At 71.8% G+C, this 16003-nt stretch carries 12 protein-coding genes and 1 pseudogene; 7 read left to right on the top strand and 6 right to left on the bottom strand.

Annotated elements, in window-relative coordinates; genetic code table 11:
- Positions 1–233 precede the first annotated feature (233 nt).
- Positions 234–1841, top strand: a complete 1608-nt coding sequence (locus ABZ192_RS08175; RefSeq protein ID WP_356923705.1) for a peptide-N4-asparagine amidase — start codon at positions 234–236, stop codon at positions 1839–1841.
- Positions 1842–2016: 175 nt separating this feature from the next.
- Positions 2017–3429: a cation:dicarboxylase symporter family transporter gene (locus tag ABZ192_RS08170; protein ID WP_356923704.1), complete on the top strand. Its 1413-nt coding sequence runs from the start codon at positions 2017–2019 to the stop codon at positions 3427–3429.
- A gap of 93 nt (positions 3430–3522) precedes the next feature.
- Here ABZ192_RS08170 and ABZ192_RS08165 read toward each other — a convergent pair whose 3' ends face one another.
- Positions 3523–3972 (bottom strand): MarR family transcriptional regulator, encoded by a 450-nt coding sequence (locus ABZ192_RS08165; RefSeq protein ID WP_356923703.1) that lies wholly within the window; start codon positions 3970–3972, stop codon positions 3523–3525.
- 140 nt (positions 3973–4112) lie between these two features.
- On the opposite strand from ABZ192_RS08165, the gene ABZ192_RS08160 reads away from it, so the two are divergent.
- Positions 4113–5915, top strand: a complete 1803-nt coding sequence (locus ABZ192_RS08160) for an ABC transporter ATP-binding protein (RefSeq protein WP_356923702.1) — start codon at positions 4113–4115, stop codon at positions 5913–5915.
- Positions 5916–5958: 43 nt separating this feature from the next.
- Complete coding sequence (gene mltG / locus ABZ192_RS08155) at positions 5959–6804, top strand: endolytic transglycosylase MltG (RefSeq protein WP_356923701.1); 846 nt, start codon at positions 5959–5961, stop codon at positions 6802–6804.
- A 12-nt stretch (positions 6805–6816) separates the two neighbouring features.
- Here mltG and ABZ192_RS08150 read toward each other — a convergent pair whose 3' ends face one another.
- Positions 6817–7893, bottom strand: a complete 1077-nt coding sequence (locus ABZ192_RS08150; RefSeq protein WP_356923700.1) for an NAD(P)-binding domain-containing protein — start codon at positions 7891–7893, stop codon at positions 6817–6819.
- Positions 7894–8065: 172 nt separating this feature from the next.
- Between ABZ192_RS08150 and ABZ192_RS08145 the strand changes: the two are divergent.
- Positions 8066–9132: pseudogene (locus ABZ192_RS08145) on the top strand (serine hydrolase domain-containing protein).
- A gap of 45 nt (positions 9133–9177) precedes the next feature.
- Here the strand turns inward: ABZ192_RS08145 and ABZ192_RS08140 are convergent.
- The 4 genes from ABZ192_RS08140 to ABZ192_RS08125 form a co-directional block, all read right to left on the bottom strand.
- Complete coding sequence (locus ABZ192_RS08140; protein WP_356923699.1) at positions 9178–10206, bottom strand: ABC transporter substrate-binding protein; 1029 nt, start codon at positions 10204–10206, stop codon at positions 9178–9180.
- Between the two features lie 35 nt (positions 10207–10241).
- Positions 10242–10982 carry an ABC transporter ATP-binding protein gene (locus ABZ192_RS08135; RefSeq protein ID WP_356923698.1) on the bottom strand — a complete coding sequence of 247 codons (741 nt, stop codon included), beginning with the start codon at positions 10980–10982 and terminating at the stop codon, positions 10242–10244.
- Positions 10955–11824: an ABC transporter permease gene (locus tag ABZ192_RS08130; RefSeq protein ID WP_356923697.1), complete on the bottom strand. Its 870-nt coding sequence runs from the start codon at positions 11822–11824 to the stop codon at positions 10955–10957. The genes ABZ192_RS08135 and ABZ192_RS08130 overlap by 28 nt, the downstream gene beginning before the upstream one ends.
- Positions 11825–12013: 189 nt before the next feature.
- Positions 12014–12097 (bottom strand): putative leader peptide, encoded by an 84-nt coding sequence (locus tag ABZ192_RS08125; protein WP_313884353.1) that lies wholly within the window; start codon positions 12095–12097, stop codon positions 12014–12016.
- A 122-nt stretch (positions 12098–12219) separates the two neighbouring features.
- Between ABZ192_RS08125 and ABZ192_RS08120 the strand changes: the two genes are divergently transcribed.
- Entirely contained in the window at positions 12220–12642 is a 423-nt protein-coding gene (locus ABZ192_RS08120) for a secondary thiamine-phosphate synthase enzyme YjbQ (RefSeq protein WP_356923696.1), read from the top strand.
- 145 nt (positions 12643–12787) lie between these two features.
- The gene (locus ABZ192_RS08115; protein WP_356923695.1) at positions 12788–15937 is read left to right on the top strand and encodes a SpoIIE family protein phosphatase; all 3150 of its coding nucleotides are present in this window, start codon (positions 12788–12790) and stop codon (positions 15935–15937) included.
- Positions 15938–16003 lie beyond the last annotated feature (66 nt).

Below are 16003 nucleotides of genomic sequence, written 5' to 3'. Positions count from 1 at the left end.
AGGGCGGATGGGGAGGGGGGAAGGGCGGATGGGGAGGGGGGAAGGGCGGATGGGGAGGGGGGATGAACGTTCGGCCGAGGGCAGCAAACCGTGACAGGTTCGCTTCGCCACGTGCTCGGGGGCAACCGGTTTTCGACCCGCCGAACGGAACCGGCCGACAGGGGTGGGAACAGGGCGGCTCGGCGGGCCGGTACTCATTGCGGAGGCGGCCGAGTCCCCGTAGAACACCGCCCATGAAGAGACGGATCATCATGTCCATGCTTGCCGGAGCGACCCTCCTGGCGAGCACCCTCCTCGGGACCGGTCCCGCCCGTGCGGCCGACGTCCCCGCCGAGTTCGGCACCGACTGGCACGACCCGGTCACAGCCGCCCCGCCCGTCCCGAAGCCCGGCGGCAGGTCGTGCGAAGTCACCCTGGCCCAGGCGCAGTTCCGCGACTTCACCCCGTACCGGGGCACGTACACACCGCCCGCCGACTGCGGTGACCGCTGGAGCAAGGTGGTGCTGCGGCTCGGCGGCAAGGTCAAGGGGCGCCAGTACGACCGGCTCGGCTACCTGCACGTCGGCGGGGTCGAGATCTTCCGCACCTCGACACCGCAGCCCTCGCCCGACGGCATCGAGTGGTCGGTGGAGAAGGACGTCACCCGCTACAGCGACACCTTCCGCGGCCGCCAGGACGTCGAGATGCTCATCGGGAACGTCGTCGACGACACCTACACGGGCGTCCTCGACGTCAAGGTCACCCTGACGTTCCACCAGGGCCGCCCCGACGGGAAGAGCCCCGACCGGGTCCTCACCCTCGACCGGGGGACCGACGGCGCGACCACCCTCACGACTCCGCGCAACAGCGAACGCGTCGTCGCCGAGGTGTACGCCACCGGCTCCGGCGGCGGCTGCGAGGAGTACTGGTACCTGACGGTGCCCGACCCGGCGCCGTACTCGTGCGAGGCGGGCCGAGGCCCCTACCGCGAGGTGCAGATCAGCGTGGACGGCCGGCTCGCGGGCATCGCCGCACCGTTCCCCACCGTGTGGACCGGCGGCTGGTCCAACCCGTTCCTCTGGTACGTCATCCCGGGCCCGCGCGCCTTCGACATCAAGCCGATCACCTACGACCTCACCCCCTTCGCCGGGCTCCTCAACGACGGCCGTCCGCACCGCGTCGAGGTCTCGGTCGTCGGCGTGCCCGAGGGGCAGACCGGCTGGAGCACCCCCGTGAACGTCCTCGTCTGGCAGGACGAGCAGCGCGCCCACGTGCCCGGGAAGCTCACCGCGCACAAGGCGGGCGACCTCGCCGACTCCTCGTCGTACACGCCAGGTCCGGAGCACCGGGTCGACACCGAGGGCGCCCACCGGCTGACCGTCGCCGGATACGTGGACACCTCGCACGGCCGGGTCACGACCACCGTCGGCCGTTCGCTCGCCCACACTTCCGAGCACCGCTGGACGGACGGCGAGACGACCGATGCCCTCGAAGCCGCCTGGAGCGACGAGGAGTCGGTGACCGTCGACGCACGCGGCCCGGCCCGCACCACCCGCACGCACCGGACCTACACGATGGACGGCACGACGACGCTCGGCGCGGGTGACCGGCTGCGCACCGTGCTGGCCCTCGGCGACCGCGCCACGACCGTCGAGACGCGCGACGGCCGTCGTACGGCGTGGACGCGGCTCGACGACTCCTACACGGGCGACGCCACGTACACGGCGAACGTGCCCCGCGACCAGCGGCACGCGGTCGGCACGACGAGCGAGCGCTACCGGCTGTACGGCTCGACCGGCTGCTACGACCGCACGCTGACCACCGTCCAAGGGGTGCTCACGGGAGACCACCGGCGTTGCTGAGGGGGCCTGTGTGGCTCATGTGACATGCGCCACGTAGGACGCTTTTACGTGGCTGAAACGTTGCGGTCTTGTGCGCGATCAAGACAGCCTCCAGTGTGTACGGCTACGGAAGCCGCTTTCCGTATCGCAGAAGTCCCCTCCGGCCTCTGTGTGTCCCGTCCCCCAAGGAGGCCTCGTGCCACCGTCCGTACCGTCCCTGCCGCGGCGCGTCGCACGCACCCTGCGTACCTCACTCTTCGCGCAGGTCCTCTGCGCGCTCGTCCTCGGAATCCTCGTCGGGAAGCTGTGGCCGGACACGGCCACGGCTCTCCAGCCGCTCGGCGACGGTTTCACCCGGCTCATCAAGACGGTGATCTCGCCGCTGGTGTTCTGCGTGGTCGTCGTCGGCATCGCCAAGGCCGGTGACCTGAAAGCGTTCGGCCGGATCGGCGTCAAGGCCCTGATCTGGTTCGAGGTCGCCTCCACGGCGGCCCTCGTCATCGGTCTCGTCGCCGCCAACGTCGTCGGGCCCGGCAAGGGCATGAACGTCGACCCCTCCTCGCTGGACGCCGCCGCGGTGGACCAGACGACGGGCGGTGGTCATCTGCCCTCGACGACCGAGTTCGCCCTCAACGCGCTGCCCGAGAGCTTCGTCGGCGCCTTCGCCGAGAACCAACTGCTCCAAGTCCTCATCCTGGCCTGCCTGGTGGGCGCCGCCCTGCTGCACCTCGGACACACCAGGGTGCCGAAGATCCTGCCCGCCATCGACCAGGCCCAGGACGTGATCTTCACGGTCGTCGGGTTCATCATGCGGCTCGCCCCGCTCGCGGTGTTCGGCGCGATGGCCCACCTGGTCGGCAACTACGGGCTCGGCGTGATGAAGACGTACGCCAAGCTCATTGTGCTCTGCTACGTGGCGGCCGCGCTGTTCGTCGCCCTGCTCGCCGTCGCCCTGCGGCTGGTGACCGGGCTCAGCCTCTGGAAATTCCTGCGCTACATCCGCGAGGAGATGCTGCTCGCGCTCGGCACCGCGTCCACCGAGTCGGTCATGCCGCGCGTGATGCAGAAGCTGCGCCGGGCCGGTGCCCGCGACGACGCGGTGGGTCTGGTGCTGCCGACGGGCTACTCCTTCAACCTCGACGGCGCCTCGCTCTACCTGTCGATCGGCACGCTGTTCATCGCCCAGGCCGTGGGCGTCGACCTCAGCCTGAGCCAGCAGATCACCGTGGTCCTGGTGCTGATGCTGACCAGCAAGGGCATGGCGGGCATCCCCGGTTCGGCGTTCCTCGCCCTGTCCGCGACGGCCTCGTCCCTGGGCGCCATCCCGGCCGGAGCCGTCGCCCTGCTGCTCGGCGTGGACCGCATCATGGACTCGATGCGCGTCGTCACGAACCTGCTCGGCAACTGCGTCGCCGTGTTCGCGGTGTCCCGCTGGGAGGGCGCGCTGGACATCGAGCGGGCCAGGAAGACGCTCGACGGGGAGGACACGTCCGCACCCGACGACGAGCAGGACGGCGGCGGGGCAGGCATCGAGGCCTCGGCGGCGGCCGACCCCGCGCCGGGCATCCCCACCCAGAAGCCCAAGGAACCCGCCCCCGAGGTCAGTTGACCAAGGCGACCGACACCGACCGGGCCGCGGCCACCGCTCCAACAGGAGAGCGGCGGCCGCGGCCCGTTTCGCGTGCCCGGTCGTGAACGTGCTTCAGCACCGCCGCACCGGCGCCCCGTCGATCAGCGTGTTCAGCAACCCCCCGAGCGCCCCGCGCTGTTCCTCCGTCAGCGGCGCGAGGATCTCCTCCGCGGCCGACCTGCGCGCCGCCCGCAGTTCGCCCAGCGCCTTGCGGCCGTCGTCCGTGAGCTCGATGCGGATCACCCGCCGGTTCGCCGGGTCCGGGACCCGCCGCACCTTGCCGCTCGCCTCCAGCCCGTCGACCAGTGTCGTCACGGCCCGCGGCACCACCTCCAGGCGCTCGGCCAGGTCGGCCATCCGCGGCGGCGAACCCCAGTGCGCGAGGGTGCGCAGCAGCCGGGACTGGGCCGGTGTGATGCCGAGGTCGCGCCGCTCCAGATGGTGCTTCTGGATGCGGTGCACCCGGCGGGTGAGCCGCAGCAACTGCTCGGCGAGCAGGCCGTCGGAATCGGGGGAGGTCATGCGGGAACAATATCAGGATGATGTTCATTGTGAGTATAGGTAACAATGAGCTACGATCCGATCCGCCGCTCGCCCCGCCCTGTACAGCCGTCCTGGCCCCACCCCGTACCGCCGCCCGTACCGCTCTCTCGAAGGAGCCCATGCATCCCGACCGTGAAGCCCCCTGGAGCGCACCCGCCGACGCGAAGGAACAGCCCCGGCAGGTCCGCCGCATCCTCAGGCTCTTCCGCCCCTACCGGGGCCGCCTGGCGGTCGTCGGCCTGCTGGTCGGCGCCGCGTCGCTGGTCTCGGTCGCCACGCCCTTCCTGCTGAAGGAGATCCTCGACGTCGCGATCCCGCAGGGGCGCACCGGCCTGCTCAGCCTGCTCGCCCTCGGCATGATCCTCAGCGCCGTCCTCACCAGCGTCTTCGGTGTCCTCCAGACCCTGATCTCCACGACGGTCGGCCAGCGCGTCATGCACGACCTGCGCACCGCCGTCTACGGCCGGCTCCAGCGCATGTCCCTCGCCTTCTTCACGCGCACCCGCACGGGCGAGGTGCAGTCCCGCATCGCCAACGACATCGGAGGCATGCAGGCCACCGTCACTTCCACCGCGACGTCCCTGGTCTCCAACCTCACCAGCGTCGTCGCCACGATCGTCGCGATGGTCGTCCTCGACTGGCGCCTGACCGTCGTCTCGCTGCTGTTGCTGCCGGTGTTCGTGTGGATCAGCCGCCGCGTCGGCAACGAACGGCGGAAGATCACCACCCAGCGCCAGAAGCAGATGGCGGCCATGGCCGCCACGGTCACCGAGTCGCTCTCCGTCAGCGGCATCCTGCTCGGCCGCACGATGGGCCGCTCCGACTCGCTGACCAAGTCCTTCGCCGACGAGTCCGAGGAACTCGTCGAGCTGGAAGTGCGGTCCAACATGGCCGGCCGCTGGCGCATGGCCGTCATCACGATCGTCATGGCGGCCCTGCCCGCCGTCATCTACTGGACCGCCGGCATGGCCCTCCAGCTGGGCGGCCCCGAGGTCTCCCTCGGCACGATCGTCGCCTTCGTCTCGCTCCAGCAGGGCCTGTTCCGCCCGGCCGTGAGCCTGTTGTCGACGGGTGTGCAGATCCAGACCTCGCTCGCCCTCTTCCAGCGCATCTTCGAGTACCTCGACCTGCCGATCGACATCACCGAGCGCGCGGACCCGGTCCACCTCGACCGGGTCAAGGGCGAGGTGCGCTTCGAGAAGGTCTCCTTCGGCTACGACGACAAGGACGGCCCGGTTCTCGACGGCATCGACCTCACCGTCCCGGCCGGCGGCAGCCTCGCCGTCGTCGGCCCGACCGGCGCCGGCAAGTCCACGCTCGGCTACCTGGTGCCCCGCCTCTACGACGTGACGGGCGGACGCGTCACCCTCGACGGGGTCGACGTCCGCGACCTCGACTTCGACACCCTGGCGCGCGCGGTCGGCGTCGTCTCGCAGGAGACGTACCTCTTCCACGCCTCGGTCGCCGACAACCTGCGCTTCGCCAAGCCCGACGCCACCGACGAGGAGCTGCACCAGGCGGCGAAGGCGGCGCAGATCCACGACCACATCGCGTCCCTGCCCGACGGCTACGACACGGTCGTCGGTGAGCGCGGCCACCGCTTCTCCGGCGGCGAGAAGCAGCGCCTGGCCATCGCCCGCACGATCCTGCGCGACCCGCCGGTCCTCATCCTCGACGAGGCCACCAGCGCCCTGGACACCCGGACCGAGGCGGCCGTGCAGGACGCCATCGACGCGCTGTCGGCGAACCGCACCACGCTCACCATCGCCCACCGGCTGTCCACCGTCCGGGGCGCCGACCAGATCGTGGTCCTCGACTCGGGGCGCGCCGTCGAACTCGGTACGCACGAGGAACTGCTGGAGCGGCACGGCCGGTACGCCGCTCTCGTACGCCGGGACGCCCAACTGGAACCGACAAGATGAAAATATGCCGGGTTTATGACGATATGCGGGTTACCGTGCCCGCATGCAGAAGAACACTCCGCCACGGAGCACGATTCGACTGACGCGCCGGGGCCGTATCGCCCTCGTCGCGACCGGAGCCGTCGTGGTCGGTACCGCCGTGGCGGTGCCGCTGCTGACCCTGGGGCCCGAGGAGGACGCCCGGCCCACGACCCTGGTGATCCCGGAGGGCTGGCGCGCGAGCCAGGTCTACGCCGCCGTCGACAAGGCCCTGGCCCTGCCTCCCGGCAGCACGAAGAAGTCCTTGGCGAAGGCCGCCCTCAAACTGCCGAACGACGCCGAGGGCAACCCGGAGGGCTACCTCTTCCCGGCGGTCTATCCGCTCCAGGAGAAGACGACCCCGGAGAAGCTCCTGGCGCTGATGGTCGACACCGCGAACGAGAAGTTCAACGGCGCGCCCATCGCCGCGGGAGCGCAGCGCAACGCCATGAACGTCTACCAGGCCGTCACCATCGCGAGCATCGTCCAGGCGGAGGCGGCCACCAAGGCCGACATGGGCAAGGTCGCCCGGGTCGTCTTCAACCGCCTCGAACGCGGCATGCCGCTGCAGATGGACTCCACCCTCAACTACGCGCTCGGCCGCTCCACCCTGCGCACCACGCCGAGCGACACCCGCGTCGACAGCCCCTACAACTCGTACCAGCGCATGGGCCTGCCCCCCACCCCCATCGACAACCCCGGCGAGCAGGCCATGCGCGCCGCCATCAACCCGACCCCGGGCGACTGGCTGTACTTCGTCACGGTCCGCCCGGGCGACACCCGCTTCACCGCGGACTACGCGGAACACCAGCGCAACGTCGCGGAGTTCAACGCGCAGCAGAAGAAGGACGGCGCGCGGGCGGCCGGATGACCCGCCCGGGTCTCACGCGGCGACCGGCTCCCGCGCCAGCAGCCGCCTGATGTCCCGGACGGCCGCGCGGCCGGCGCGGTTGGCGCCGATGGTGCTGGCCGACGGGCCGTAGCCCACGAGGTGGATACGAGGGTCGGCGGCCGCGCGGGTGCCCTCCAGACGGATGCCGCCGCCCCGCTCGCGCAGGCGCAGCGGGGTGAGGTGGTCGATGGCCGGGCGAAAGCCGGTGGCCCAGAGGATGACGTCGGCGTCGACGTGGCGACCGTCCTGCCAGTCGACTCCCGTCGGCGTGACGCGGTCGAACATCGGCTGCCGGTCGAGCACCCCGTCCTCGATGCCCTGGCGGATCGCGTCGTTCAGGGGCAGCCCGGTGACCGAGACGACACTCCTGGGCGGCAGGCCCTGCCGTACCCGTTCCTCGACGAGCGCGACGGCCGCCCGGCCCGCGTCCTCGTCGAAGGGACCCTCACGGAAGACGGGCGGACGCCGGGTCACCCAGGTCGTGGCGGCCGCGTACGAGGCGATCTCCAGCAGGTGCTGGGTGCCCGAGGCGCCACCGCCCACCACGACCACCCGCTGCCCGGCGAACTCCTCCGGCCCTGGGTACTGCGCGGTGTGCAACTGCCGCCCCCGGAAGGTCTCCTGGCCCGGATAGCGCGGCCAGAACGGCCGGTCCCAGGTGCCGGTCGCGTTGATCAGCGCCCGCGCCGCCCACACGCCCTGCGAGGTCTCCACCAGCAGCCGCCCGCCGGGCCCCTCGCGCACGGCCCGCACGTCGACGGGGCGCCGCACCCGCAGGTCGAAGGTCCGCTCGTACCCGTCGAAGTAGTCACTGATCACCTCGGCGGACGGCCGTGCCGGATCCGCGTCCGTGAGCTCCATGCCCGGCAGCGCGTGCATCCCGTGCACCTTGCCGTACGTCAGCGACGGCCAGCGGAACTGCCAGGCGCCGCCGGGGGCGGGGGAGTGGTCCAGCACGACGAAGTCGCGGTCCGGCTCGAAGCCGGATCGCCGCAGGTGATAGGCGCCGGCCAGACCGGCCTGACCGGCGCCTATGACGACCACCTCGACCTCGCGTGTGGTGTTCACGCCTCTACCAACCGTGCCGGGTCCGTGGATCTTCCCGAGGGACGGCCCGCGCAGCTCCGAACGAGAGGACTCCTCCGGCCGGTGCACCGGAAGGAAGCCCCCGCCCGGGATCCGCGTGGTGATGATCATCCCGACCTGCCCCCTCGGCCCCTCCGGAAGAGGCGCCCCCCCCATGCGACGTACCCCCTCCCGCCGGCTGCTCGCCGCGGCACTGCTCGTGGCGTCCGTGCTGGCTCCGATGGCGACGATGCCCGCCACGGCCGCCCCCGCGACCGGCATCGCCCGCCACGACCAGGACGACTTCCCGCGCCACGGCCTCGGCCCCGAGCTCACCGAACGAGACTCCTACGTCCGCATCGGCAGCGAGACCAAGACCTTCACGGTCAGGGCACTGCTCGAACTCGTCGACGAGGGCCGGATCGGGCTGGACGACCCGATCGCCACGTACGTCAAGGGCGTGCCCGACGGACACCGGATCACGCTGCGGCAGCTCGCAGGGATGCGCAGCGGCCTGTTCCCGTACACCGCCGACGCCGACTTCACCCACGATCTGCTGAGCGACCCGGAGCGCCACTTCAGTCCCCGGGAGGTCCCCCCCCGTACGGCTTCCGGCACCCGAACACCTTCGGGCCCGGCCAGGACTTCCAGTACTCCAACTCCAACCTCGTTCTGCTCGGCCTGGTGATCGAGAAGGTCACCGGCCGCAAGCTCGCCGACGTCATCCACGAGCGGGTGCTCCGCCCTGCCGGCCTGCACCACACCCTGTTCCCGCAGGACGACGAGTTCCCCGAGCCGCACCCGCGCGGCTACACCGACCAGACGCTCAGCGGCGAGGTCGAGGACGTCACGAACTGGAACCTCAGCTGGGCCTGGGCGGCCGGGGCCATGATCTCCAACCTGCACGACCTGCGCCGCTGGGCGAAGGTCGTCGCCACCGGCGAGCTGCTCAGCCCCGAGACCCAGGCACAGCGGCTCAGGACGCTGCCGACCGGCTACCCCGGCACCACCTACGGCCTCGGCATCCTCGAGACCAACGGCTGGATCGGGCACAACGGCTCGATCCCGGGCTACGAGACCGTGACCGTCTGCCTGCCCTCACAGCGGGCCACGATGGTGGTCATGCTCGACACGGACGTCCTGTCCGGTGACCAGGAGCCGTCCACCCTGCTCGCCCGCGCGATCACCGCGGTCGTGACTCCCGGCAACGTCTACGACGGCTCGGCCGCCACCCGGCCGTGACGCGCGGGTCCCCCGCCCGCGCGGCGGGGGACCCGGCGGGCCGGCTCACGACCCGGTGGCAGGGCGGGGCGTGGTCGTCGACGGAGGCAGGTCGCCGTTGAACCGGGTGTCGGTGAACTCGGCGAAGTCGACCTTGCGGGGGATGAGCTTCAGCGCCGTGAACGTGTCGGCGATCTCCTGCTCGGAGGCGATCAGCGGTTTGTCGACGGCGACCTCGACCCGGGTGGTGTAGGTGCGCTTCACCGCGGCGAGTGCCACGTCCTCGGGGAGCCCGGTGTCCTTCGCCCAGACCTTCGCCCACTCCTCCTCGTGGTCGTACACCCACCTGTAGGCGCGCCGCAGCCGCTCCAGGTAGTCCTTGACGGCGGCGGCCTTCTTCTTGTCCTTCAGCGCGTCCGGTGCCGCGACCTGGAAGGTGAGGCCGTTGGTCACGCCGTCACCGTCGGTCAGGACGCGGCCCTGCTTGCCCTTCAGCACCTGCGAGGTGTACGGGTCCCACACCGCCCACGCGTCGACCTTGCCGGCGGTGAACGCGGCGAGCGCGTCGGCCGGCTGGAGGTACTTGACCTTGACGTCACTCGGCTTCAGCCCGGCCTTCTTCAGGGACGCCACCAACTGGTAGTGAGCGGAGGATCCCTGGGCGACGGCGATCGACCTGCCCTTGAGCTGCGTGGGGTTCCTCAGGGGCGAGTCGTTCGGCACGAGGATGGCGTCGCCCTTGGACGTGCCGTGCCACGCGGCCACGACCTTGATCTTCGAACCCGCCCCGGCCGCGAACACCGGCGGGGTGTTGCCGACGCCGCCGATGTCGACGGCTTTGGCGTTCACGGCCTCCAGCAGGGGCGGGCCGGAGGTGAACGTCGACCACTTGATCTTGTAGTCGAGGTTCTTCAGTTCCCCCGCGGCCCGCAGGATGGCCTCCGAACCTCCCTTTTGGTCACCGACGTTGATCGTGACGGAGCCGTGGCCGTCGGTGCCGCCGTCCGACGTACTGGCGGCCGAGTTCCCGCCGCAGGCGGTGAGCAGCAGGGCGAGGGGGAGGAGCAGGGCGGCGGGGGCGAGGCGTCGTCGCATGGCGGTTCCGTTCGTGTGTTCGTGCGTGAAGAGGTTCAGGCGGCTTCGGCGGCCGTCGCCTCGACGCCGAGGCGTTCGAGGAGGCCGGCGCGCAGTGCCGCGAAGCGCGGGTCGGTGATGTCGCGGGGACGGTCGAGGTCGACGCGCTGCTCGTGGGCGATGACGCCGCCGTCCATCACCAGGACGCGGTCGGCGAGCAGCACGGCCTCCTCCACGTCGTGGGTCACGAGGAGCACCGCGCAGCCCCGGCGCTGCCACAACTCGCCCACGAGTCGCTGGGCCTTGATGCGGGTGAGGGCGTCGAGCGCGCCGAACGGCTCGTCGAGCAGCAGCAGATCGGGCTCGCGCACCAACGCGCGGGCGAGCGAGGCACGTTGGGCCTCGCCACCGGAGAGGGTCTTGGGCCAGGCGGCCGAGCGGTGGCCGAGGCCGACCTCGTCGAGGGCCTGCTCGGCGACGGCACGTTCGGGCTTGCCGGGCAGGCCGAGCAGGACGTTGCGCCACACCCTCTTCCACGGCATCAGCCGGGGCGCCTGGAAGGCGACGGCCTTGCGGCGGGGCACCAGGACGGTGCCCTCGATGTCGCGGTCGAGCCCGGCGAGGATCCGCAGCAGCGTCGACTTGCCGCAGCCGCTGCGCCCGAGCAGGGCCACGAACTCGCCCGGCCGGACGTCCAGTCGCAGGTCGTCGATGACGGCACGTCCGTCGAAGGCCCGCGTGAGCCCCTCGACATGGACCGCCTGGGGGGTCACCGGCCGGTGAACGTCGGTCGCCATTGCAGCAGCACCCTTTCGAGAGAGCGGACGATGAAGTCGGCGAGCAGGCCGAGGAAGGCGTAGACGACCAGGCAGACCACGATCACGTCGGTCCGCAGGAAGTCCCGCGCCTGCACCATGAGGAACCCGATGCCGGAGTCGGCGTTGACCTGCTCGGCGAAGACCAGCGCGAGCCAGGCGATGCCGAGCGAGTAGCGCAGACCGGTCATGGCGTTCGGCAGCGCGCCCGGGAGGACGACGTGCCGGACGAGTCCCCACCGGGACAGTCCGAGGGACTCCCCGGCCTCGATCAGCTGCGCGTCCACACCGCGGATTCCGGCGTAGACGTTGAGGTAGAGCGGGAAGGTCACGCCGAGCGTGATGATGGCGACCTTGGGGGCCTCGCCGATGCCGAACCAGATGATGAACAGCGGGATGAGCCCCACGAACGGCACGGTCCGCAGCATCTGCACGGGCGCGTCCACCAGGTCCTCGCCGATCCGGAACAGGCCCGAGAGCAGGGCCAGTCCGGTACCGACGACCAGGCCGAGCAGCAGCCCGGCCGCGACCCGCTGGAGCGAGGTGCCCATGGCCGCGGGCAGCGAGCCGTCGGCCACCATGTCACCGGCGACCTGGGCGATACGGCCGGGCGAGGCGAGCACGTCCGCCTGCAACGCGCCTGTGCTGCTGAGGAATTGCCACAACACCAGCAGCAGGACCGGGCCGGTGGTGCGGCGCAGCCAGCGGGGGACGCGGGTGCGGCGGGAGGAGGTGGGGACGAGGGGCTGGAGGCCGAGGTCATGAGCCGATATTGACGAAATATCGGGTTTCGTCGACCTGGGCGGGGCATGGCTGATGCTCATGAAGGCTCCACGGGGGAGAGAGCGGGCAGGGGGAGGCACACCTCGCCGCCGCCGCGCCGACGTGAAACAGGGGTGTTCAGTCGAGAACGGGGTGTTCAGTCGAGAACGGGGTGTTCAGGCGAGAACGGGGCGTTCAGCGGGCAGGCGGAACCAAGGCGAGGGAACCGGAATGCGCGGAGAGGAAGGGCGTCAGCGGCCGCGGCGACACGCGGCGGAAGCCACCCGCAGCAGGTCGATGTGACCGCGCGTGGTGAGCAGGGCTGAACGCAACATGCGGCTGAACCTAGTCAGGTGGCATGCGCACGGTCAACGGGCGTCTCGTCCAGTGGACGCCGGTACCGCCACCGGGCGGCGGTCATCGGGAGAAAGCGGGCGCGTGCGTCAGGATGGGAGGCATGTCAGATGTCTTCACCACCCGAGTTCTGAACGTCCGCACCGGTGCCACGGAGCGGGTCGTCGACATCACCGGCGACTGCGAGTCCTTCCTGCGGGAGGCGGCGGCCGGGCGTGACGGCCTCCTCAATGTCTTCGTCCCGCACGCGACGGCCGGAATCGCCGTTCTGGAGACCGGTGCCGGCAGCGACGACGACCTCCTGGCCGCACTGCACACGCTGCTTCCCGCCGACGACCGCTGGCAGCACCGGCACGGCAGTCCCGGCCACGGCCGCGACCACGTCCTGCCGGCCCTCGTCCCGCCGCACGCGACCCTGCCCGTGCTGGGCGGCCGGCTGGAGCTCGGGACATGGCAGTCGGTGTGCCTCGTGGACACGAACAAGGACAACCCGGAGCGCAAGGTGCGGCTGAGTTTCCTGGGGTGAATGCGCTCAGCCCTGCGCGTAGCCCCGTGCCCGGTGCCCGAACGGCTCCGGCGCGCAGTGACGCGTGCCCGTAATGCCCGTATCCTCGTCAATGCCAGATTCTCTTCCGAGCAGCGGATGATCGCGGGCGCAAGCGAGGCGAAGCGTGGTTCGGTCCGGCGAGGAACCCAAGCCGGCGGGACGTGCGACGGACGGCACGGGGCCCGCCCGGCTTCGTGAGCGGTTTCTCGAGGGGCAGCCGGTCGACACGGGTGTCCGGACGTCCATCCTGAACTCGTGGCGGCGCAGCCGCTCCCTGGGCCTGTCACCGAACCAGACCGACCTGCCCTACCGGGAGGACTTCGACCCCGGGGGCCGTATCGTCCGCGCGGCCGTGCCGGTGCTCGACCGGCTTCAGGACGCGTTCTCCGGCAGCCAGATCAACATCTCGGTCGCCGACGCGAACGGGACGGTCCTGCTGCGCCGGTTCGGGGATCCCGCGATGGCCAGGAACCTCCCGGCGATCCAGCGGGTGCCGGGGTTCGTGTTCGCCGAGCAGGTCGCCGGCACCAACGGCATCGGCCTCGCCCTCGCCGAGCGGCAGCTCATCCGCGTCTACGGCGCCGAGCACTTCGCGGAACGCTCCCAGGGCAACGCCTGCGTCGCGATGCCCGTCCGCGACCCGCTCAGCGGACGCATCGAGGGCGTCCTGTGCTTCGGCTATCCGCGCAGTTTCGAACAGCCCGCGCTGGGTGCGGCGATCCGCAGGGCGGCCGAGAACATCGAGCGGCGGCTGCTGGGGCAGAGTTCCGCGCACGAGCGCGCCCTGCTGCGCACGTACCTGGCGACCGGCGGCGGGGCCGGGCTGCACAGCGGCATCGCCCTGGACGTGCTGGCCGACGAGTTCCCCCCGCGTGACCAGGACGTCCTGAGGGAGAAGGCCGCCGAGCTGATCTCCCGCGGGCAGCGGGCCGCCGTCGACGTGGCCCTGCCCGGCGGCCGGCGCGTGACGCTGGTGAGCCGCCCGATGACGAGCGCCTCAGGAGTGCGGGGCTTCGCCGTCGAGGCGGTGCTGCCGGGCGCCCCGGCGGCGGAGCGCCTGGTCCTCCCGCACCAGGCGGACGAACTGCCGGACCTGGCCGCCCTCTCGACCGGCCCACGGCCCGCCCCACAGTCGATCACGCTGCCGTCCGGTTATCTCGCCGCCGCATCCGCCCCCGCCGTCGCTCCCGACGGCCGCCGGGGCCGGGGTGTGACCGGTGGCGGTCCGGGCGTGGCCGACGGCGACGGGGGCGGCGTGGACGGCGGCGGGGACGGGGCGGGCGGTAGCAGTGCGGCGGTCGCTGACGGCGGCCGGGCCGACGCCGACAGGCGTGTGGCCGAAGCCGGTACGGACGCCGCGGGCGGCGGGGGTGCGGTCGACGGCGGTGGAGGCGCGCTGTACGGCGGCGGGGATGCGGCGGTCGGTGACGGCGGCCGGGTCGGCAGCGGCAGGGGTGTGGCTGGAGGCGGTACGGACGCTGCGGGCGGCGGTGGGGGTGTGGCCGATGGTGGTGGGGACGCGCTGTACGGCGGCAGGGGCACGGCGGGCGACCGCAGCGGCTCGCCGTTCCCGGCCCGGGGGCTCGTCATGGTGGGCGAGCCGCACGTCGGGGCCTACGCCCTGGCCGCGCGCCGGCGCCTGGAGCTGCTGTCCGAGGCCAGCGCCCGCATCGGCACCACCCTCGACGTGCGCCGCACCGCCGAGGAACTGGCCGAGACGGCGGTCCCGCGCCTGGCCGACTTCGTCACCATCGACCTGCCCGACGCCGTCCTGCGCGGCGAGGAGTCCGCCGACCCCGTCGCCGACCTGCGCCGCACGGTGCTGCACGGTGTCCGCGAGGGCTTGCCCTTCACACCGCCCGGCAAGCGCATCGACTTCGGCCCGACCGCGCCCCAGCTGCGCTGCCTGACCACGGGCGAGGCGGTACTGGAACCGGACCTGGAGGCCGCCGCGGGCTGGCTCGCCCAGGACCCCGAGCACACCGCGCGCCTGCTCGCCCACGTCCGCTCCCTGATCGCGGTGCCCCTGGTCGCCCGCGGTGTCGTCCTGGGCATCGCCAGCTTCTACCGCGCCGGGAGCGCCTTCGGGGACGACGACCGTTCGCTGGCCCAGGAACTCGCCGCCCGCGCCGCCCTGTCCATCGACAACGCCCGGCGCTACACCCACGAACGCGCCATGGTCCTGGCCCTCCAGCGCAGGCTCCTCCCGCACGGGCTGCCCGACCAGGACGCCGTCGAGGTCGCCCACCGCTATCTGCCCGCCGAATCCGACGTGGGCGGGGACTGGTACGACGTCATCCCCCTCTCCGGCACCCGCGTCGGGCTCCTCGTCGGCGACGTCGTCGGCCACGGCATGCTCTCCGCGGCCACCATGGGCCGGCTGCGCACGGCGGCGCGCAGTTTCGCCGAGCTGGACTTCTCCCCGGACGAGGTCCTCACCCATCTGGACAACCTCGTGGGTCGCCTGGACCGGGAGGACCCCGACGGCAAGGGCGCCGGCGTCATCGGCGCGACCTGTCTGTACGCCGTCTACGACCCGACCGAGCAGCGGTGCCTCATGGCCCGCGCCGGTCACCCGCCGCCCGCACTCGTCCACCCCGACGGCACCGTGTCCTACCCCGACCTCCCGGCCGGGCCCCCGCTCGGTCTCGGGGGTCTGCCCTTCGACACCGTCGAGATCGACGTCCCCGAGGGCAGTCAGCTGGTGCTCTACACCGACGGACTCATCGAGGACCGCCACCGTGACGTCGACGTGGTGCTGGAGCAGTTGCGCGCGGCCCTGGCCCATCCGGAGCGGGCGCCCGAGGAGACCTGCCAGGCGGTCCTGGACACCGTGGCCCCCGCGCACCCGCACGACGACATCGCCCTGCTCGTCGCCCGCGTACACGCGCTGGACCCCGGCCGGATCGCCGCCTGGGAGCTGCCCGCCGACCCGGCGCTCGTCGGCGAGGTCCGGGCCTCGGCCATGCGCCGCATGGCCGACTGGGGGCTCGACGAGACCGCGTTCGCCGCGGAGCTGATCCTCAGCGAGCTGATCACCAACGCCGTCCGGCACGGCACCGGGCCCATCCGGGTCCGGCTGCTGTACGGGCGCACGCTGATCTGCGAGGTCTCCGACGTCAGCAACACCGCCCCCCATCTGCGCCGGGCGGCCAGCACCGACGAGGGCGGACGCGGCCTGTTCCTCGTCGCGCAGCTCTCGCAGAGCTGGGGCACGCGCTACCTCCCCGAGGGCAAGGTCATCTGGGCCGAGTGCGGGCTCGACGCCGCGTGAGGCGTCCGCCGACCCGCGTGGGAGTCACAGCGACCTAAAGGTGCCCGAAATGCTGTAATTTGATCG

Source organism: Streptomyces sp. NPDC006235 (assembly GCF_040613735.1).
GTDB lineage: Bacteria > Actinomycetota > Actinomycetes > Streptomycetales > Streptomycetaceae > Streptomyces.
The sequence above is the reverse complement of the archived record's forward strand: the minus strand, read 5'-3'. Positions and strand labels throughout refer to the sequence as shown.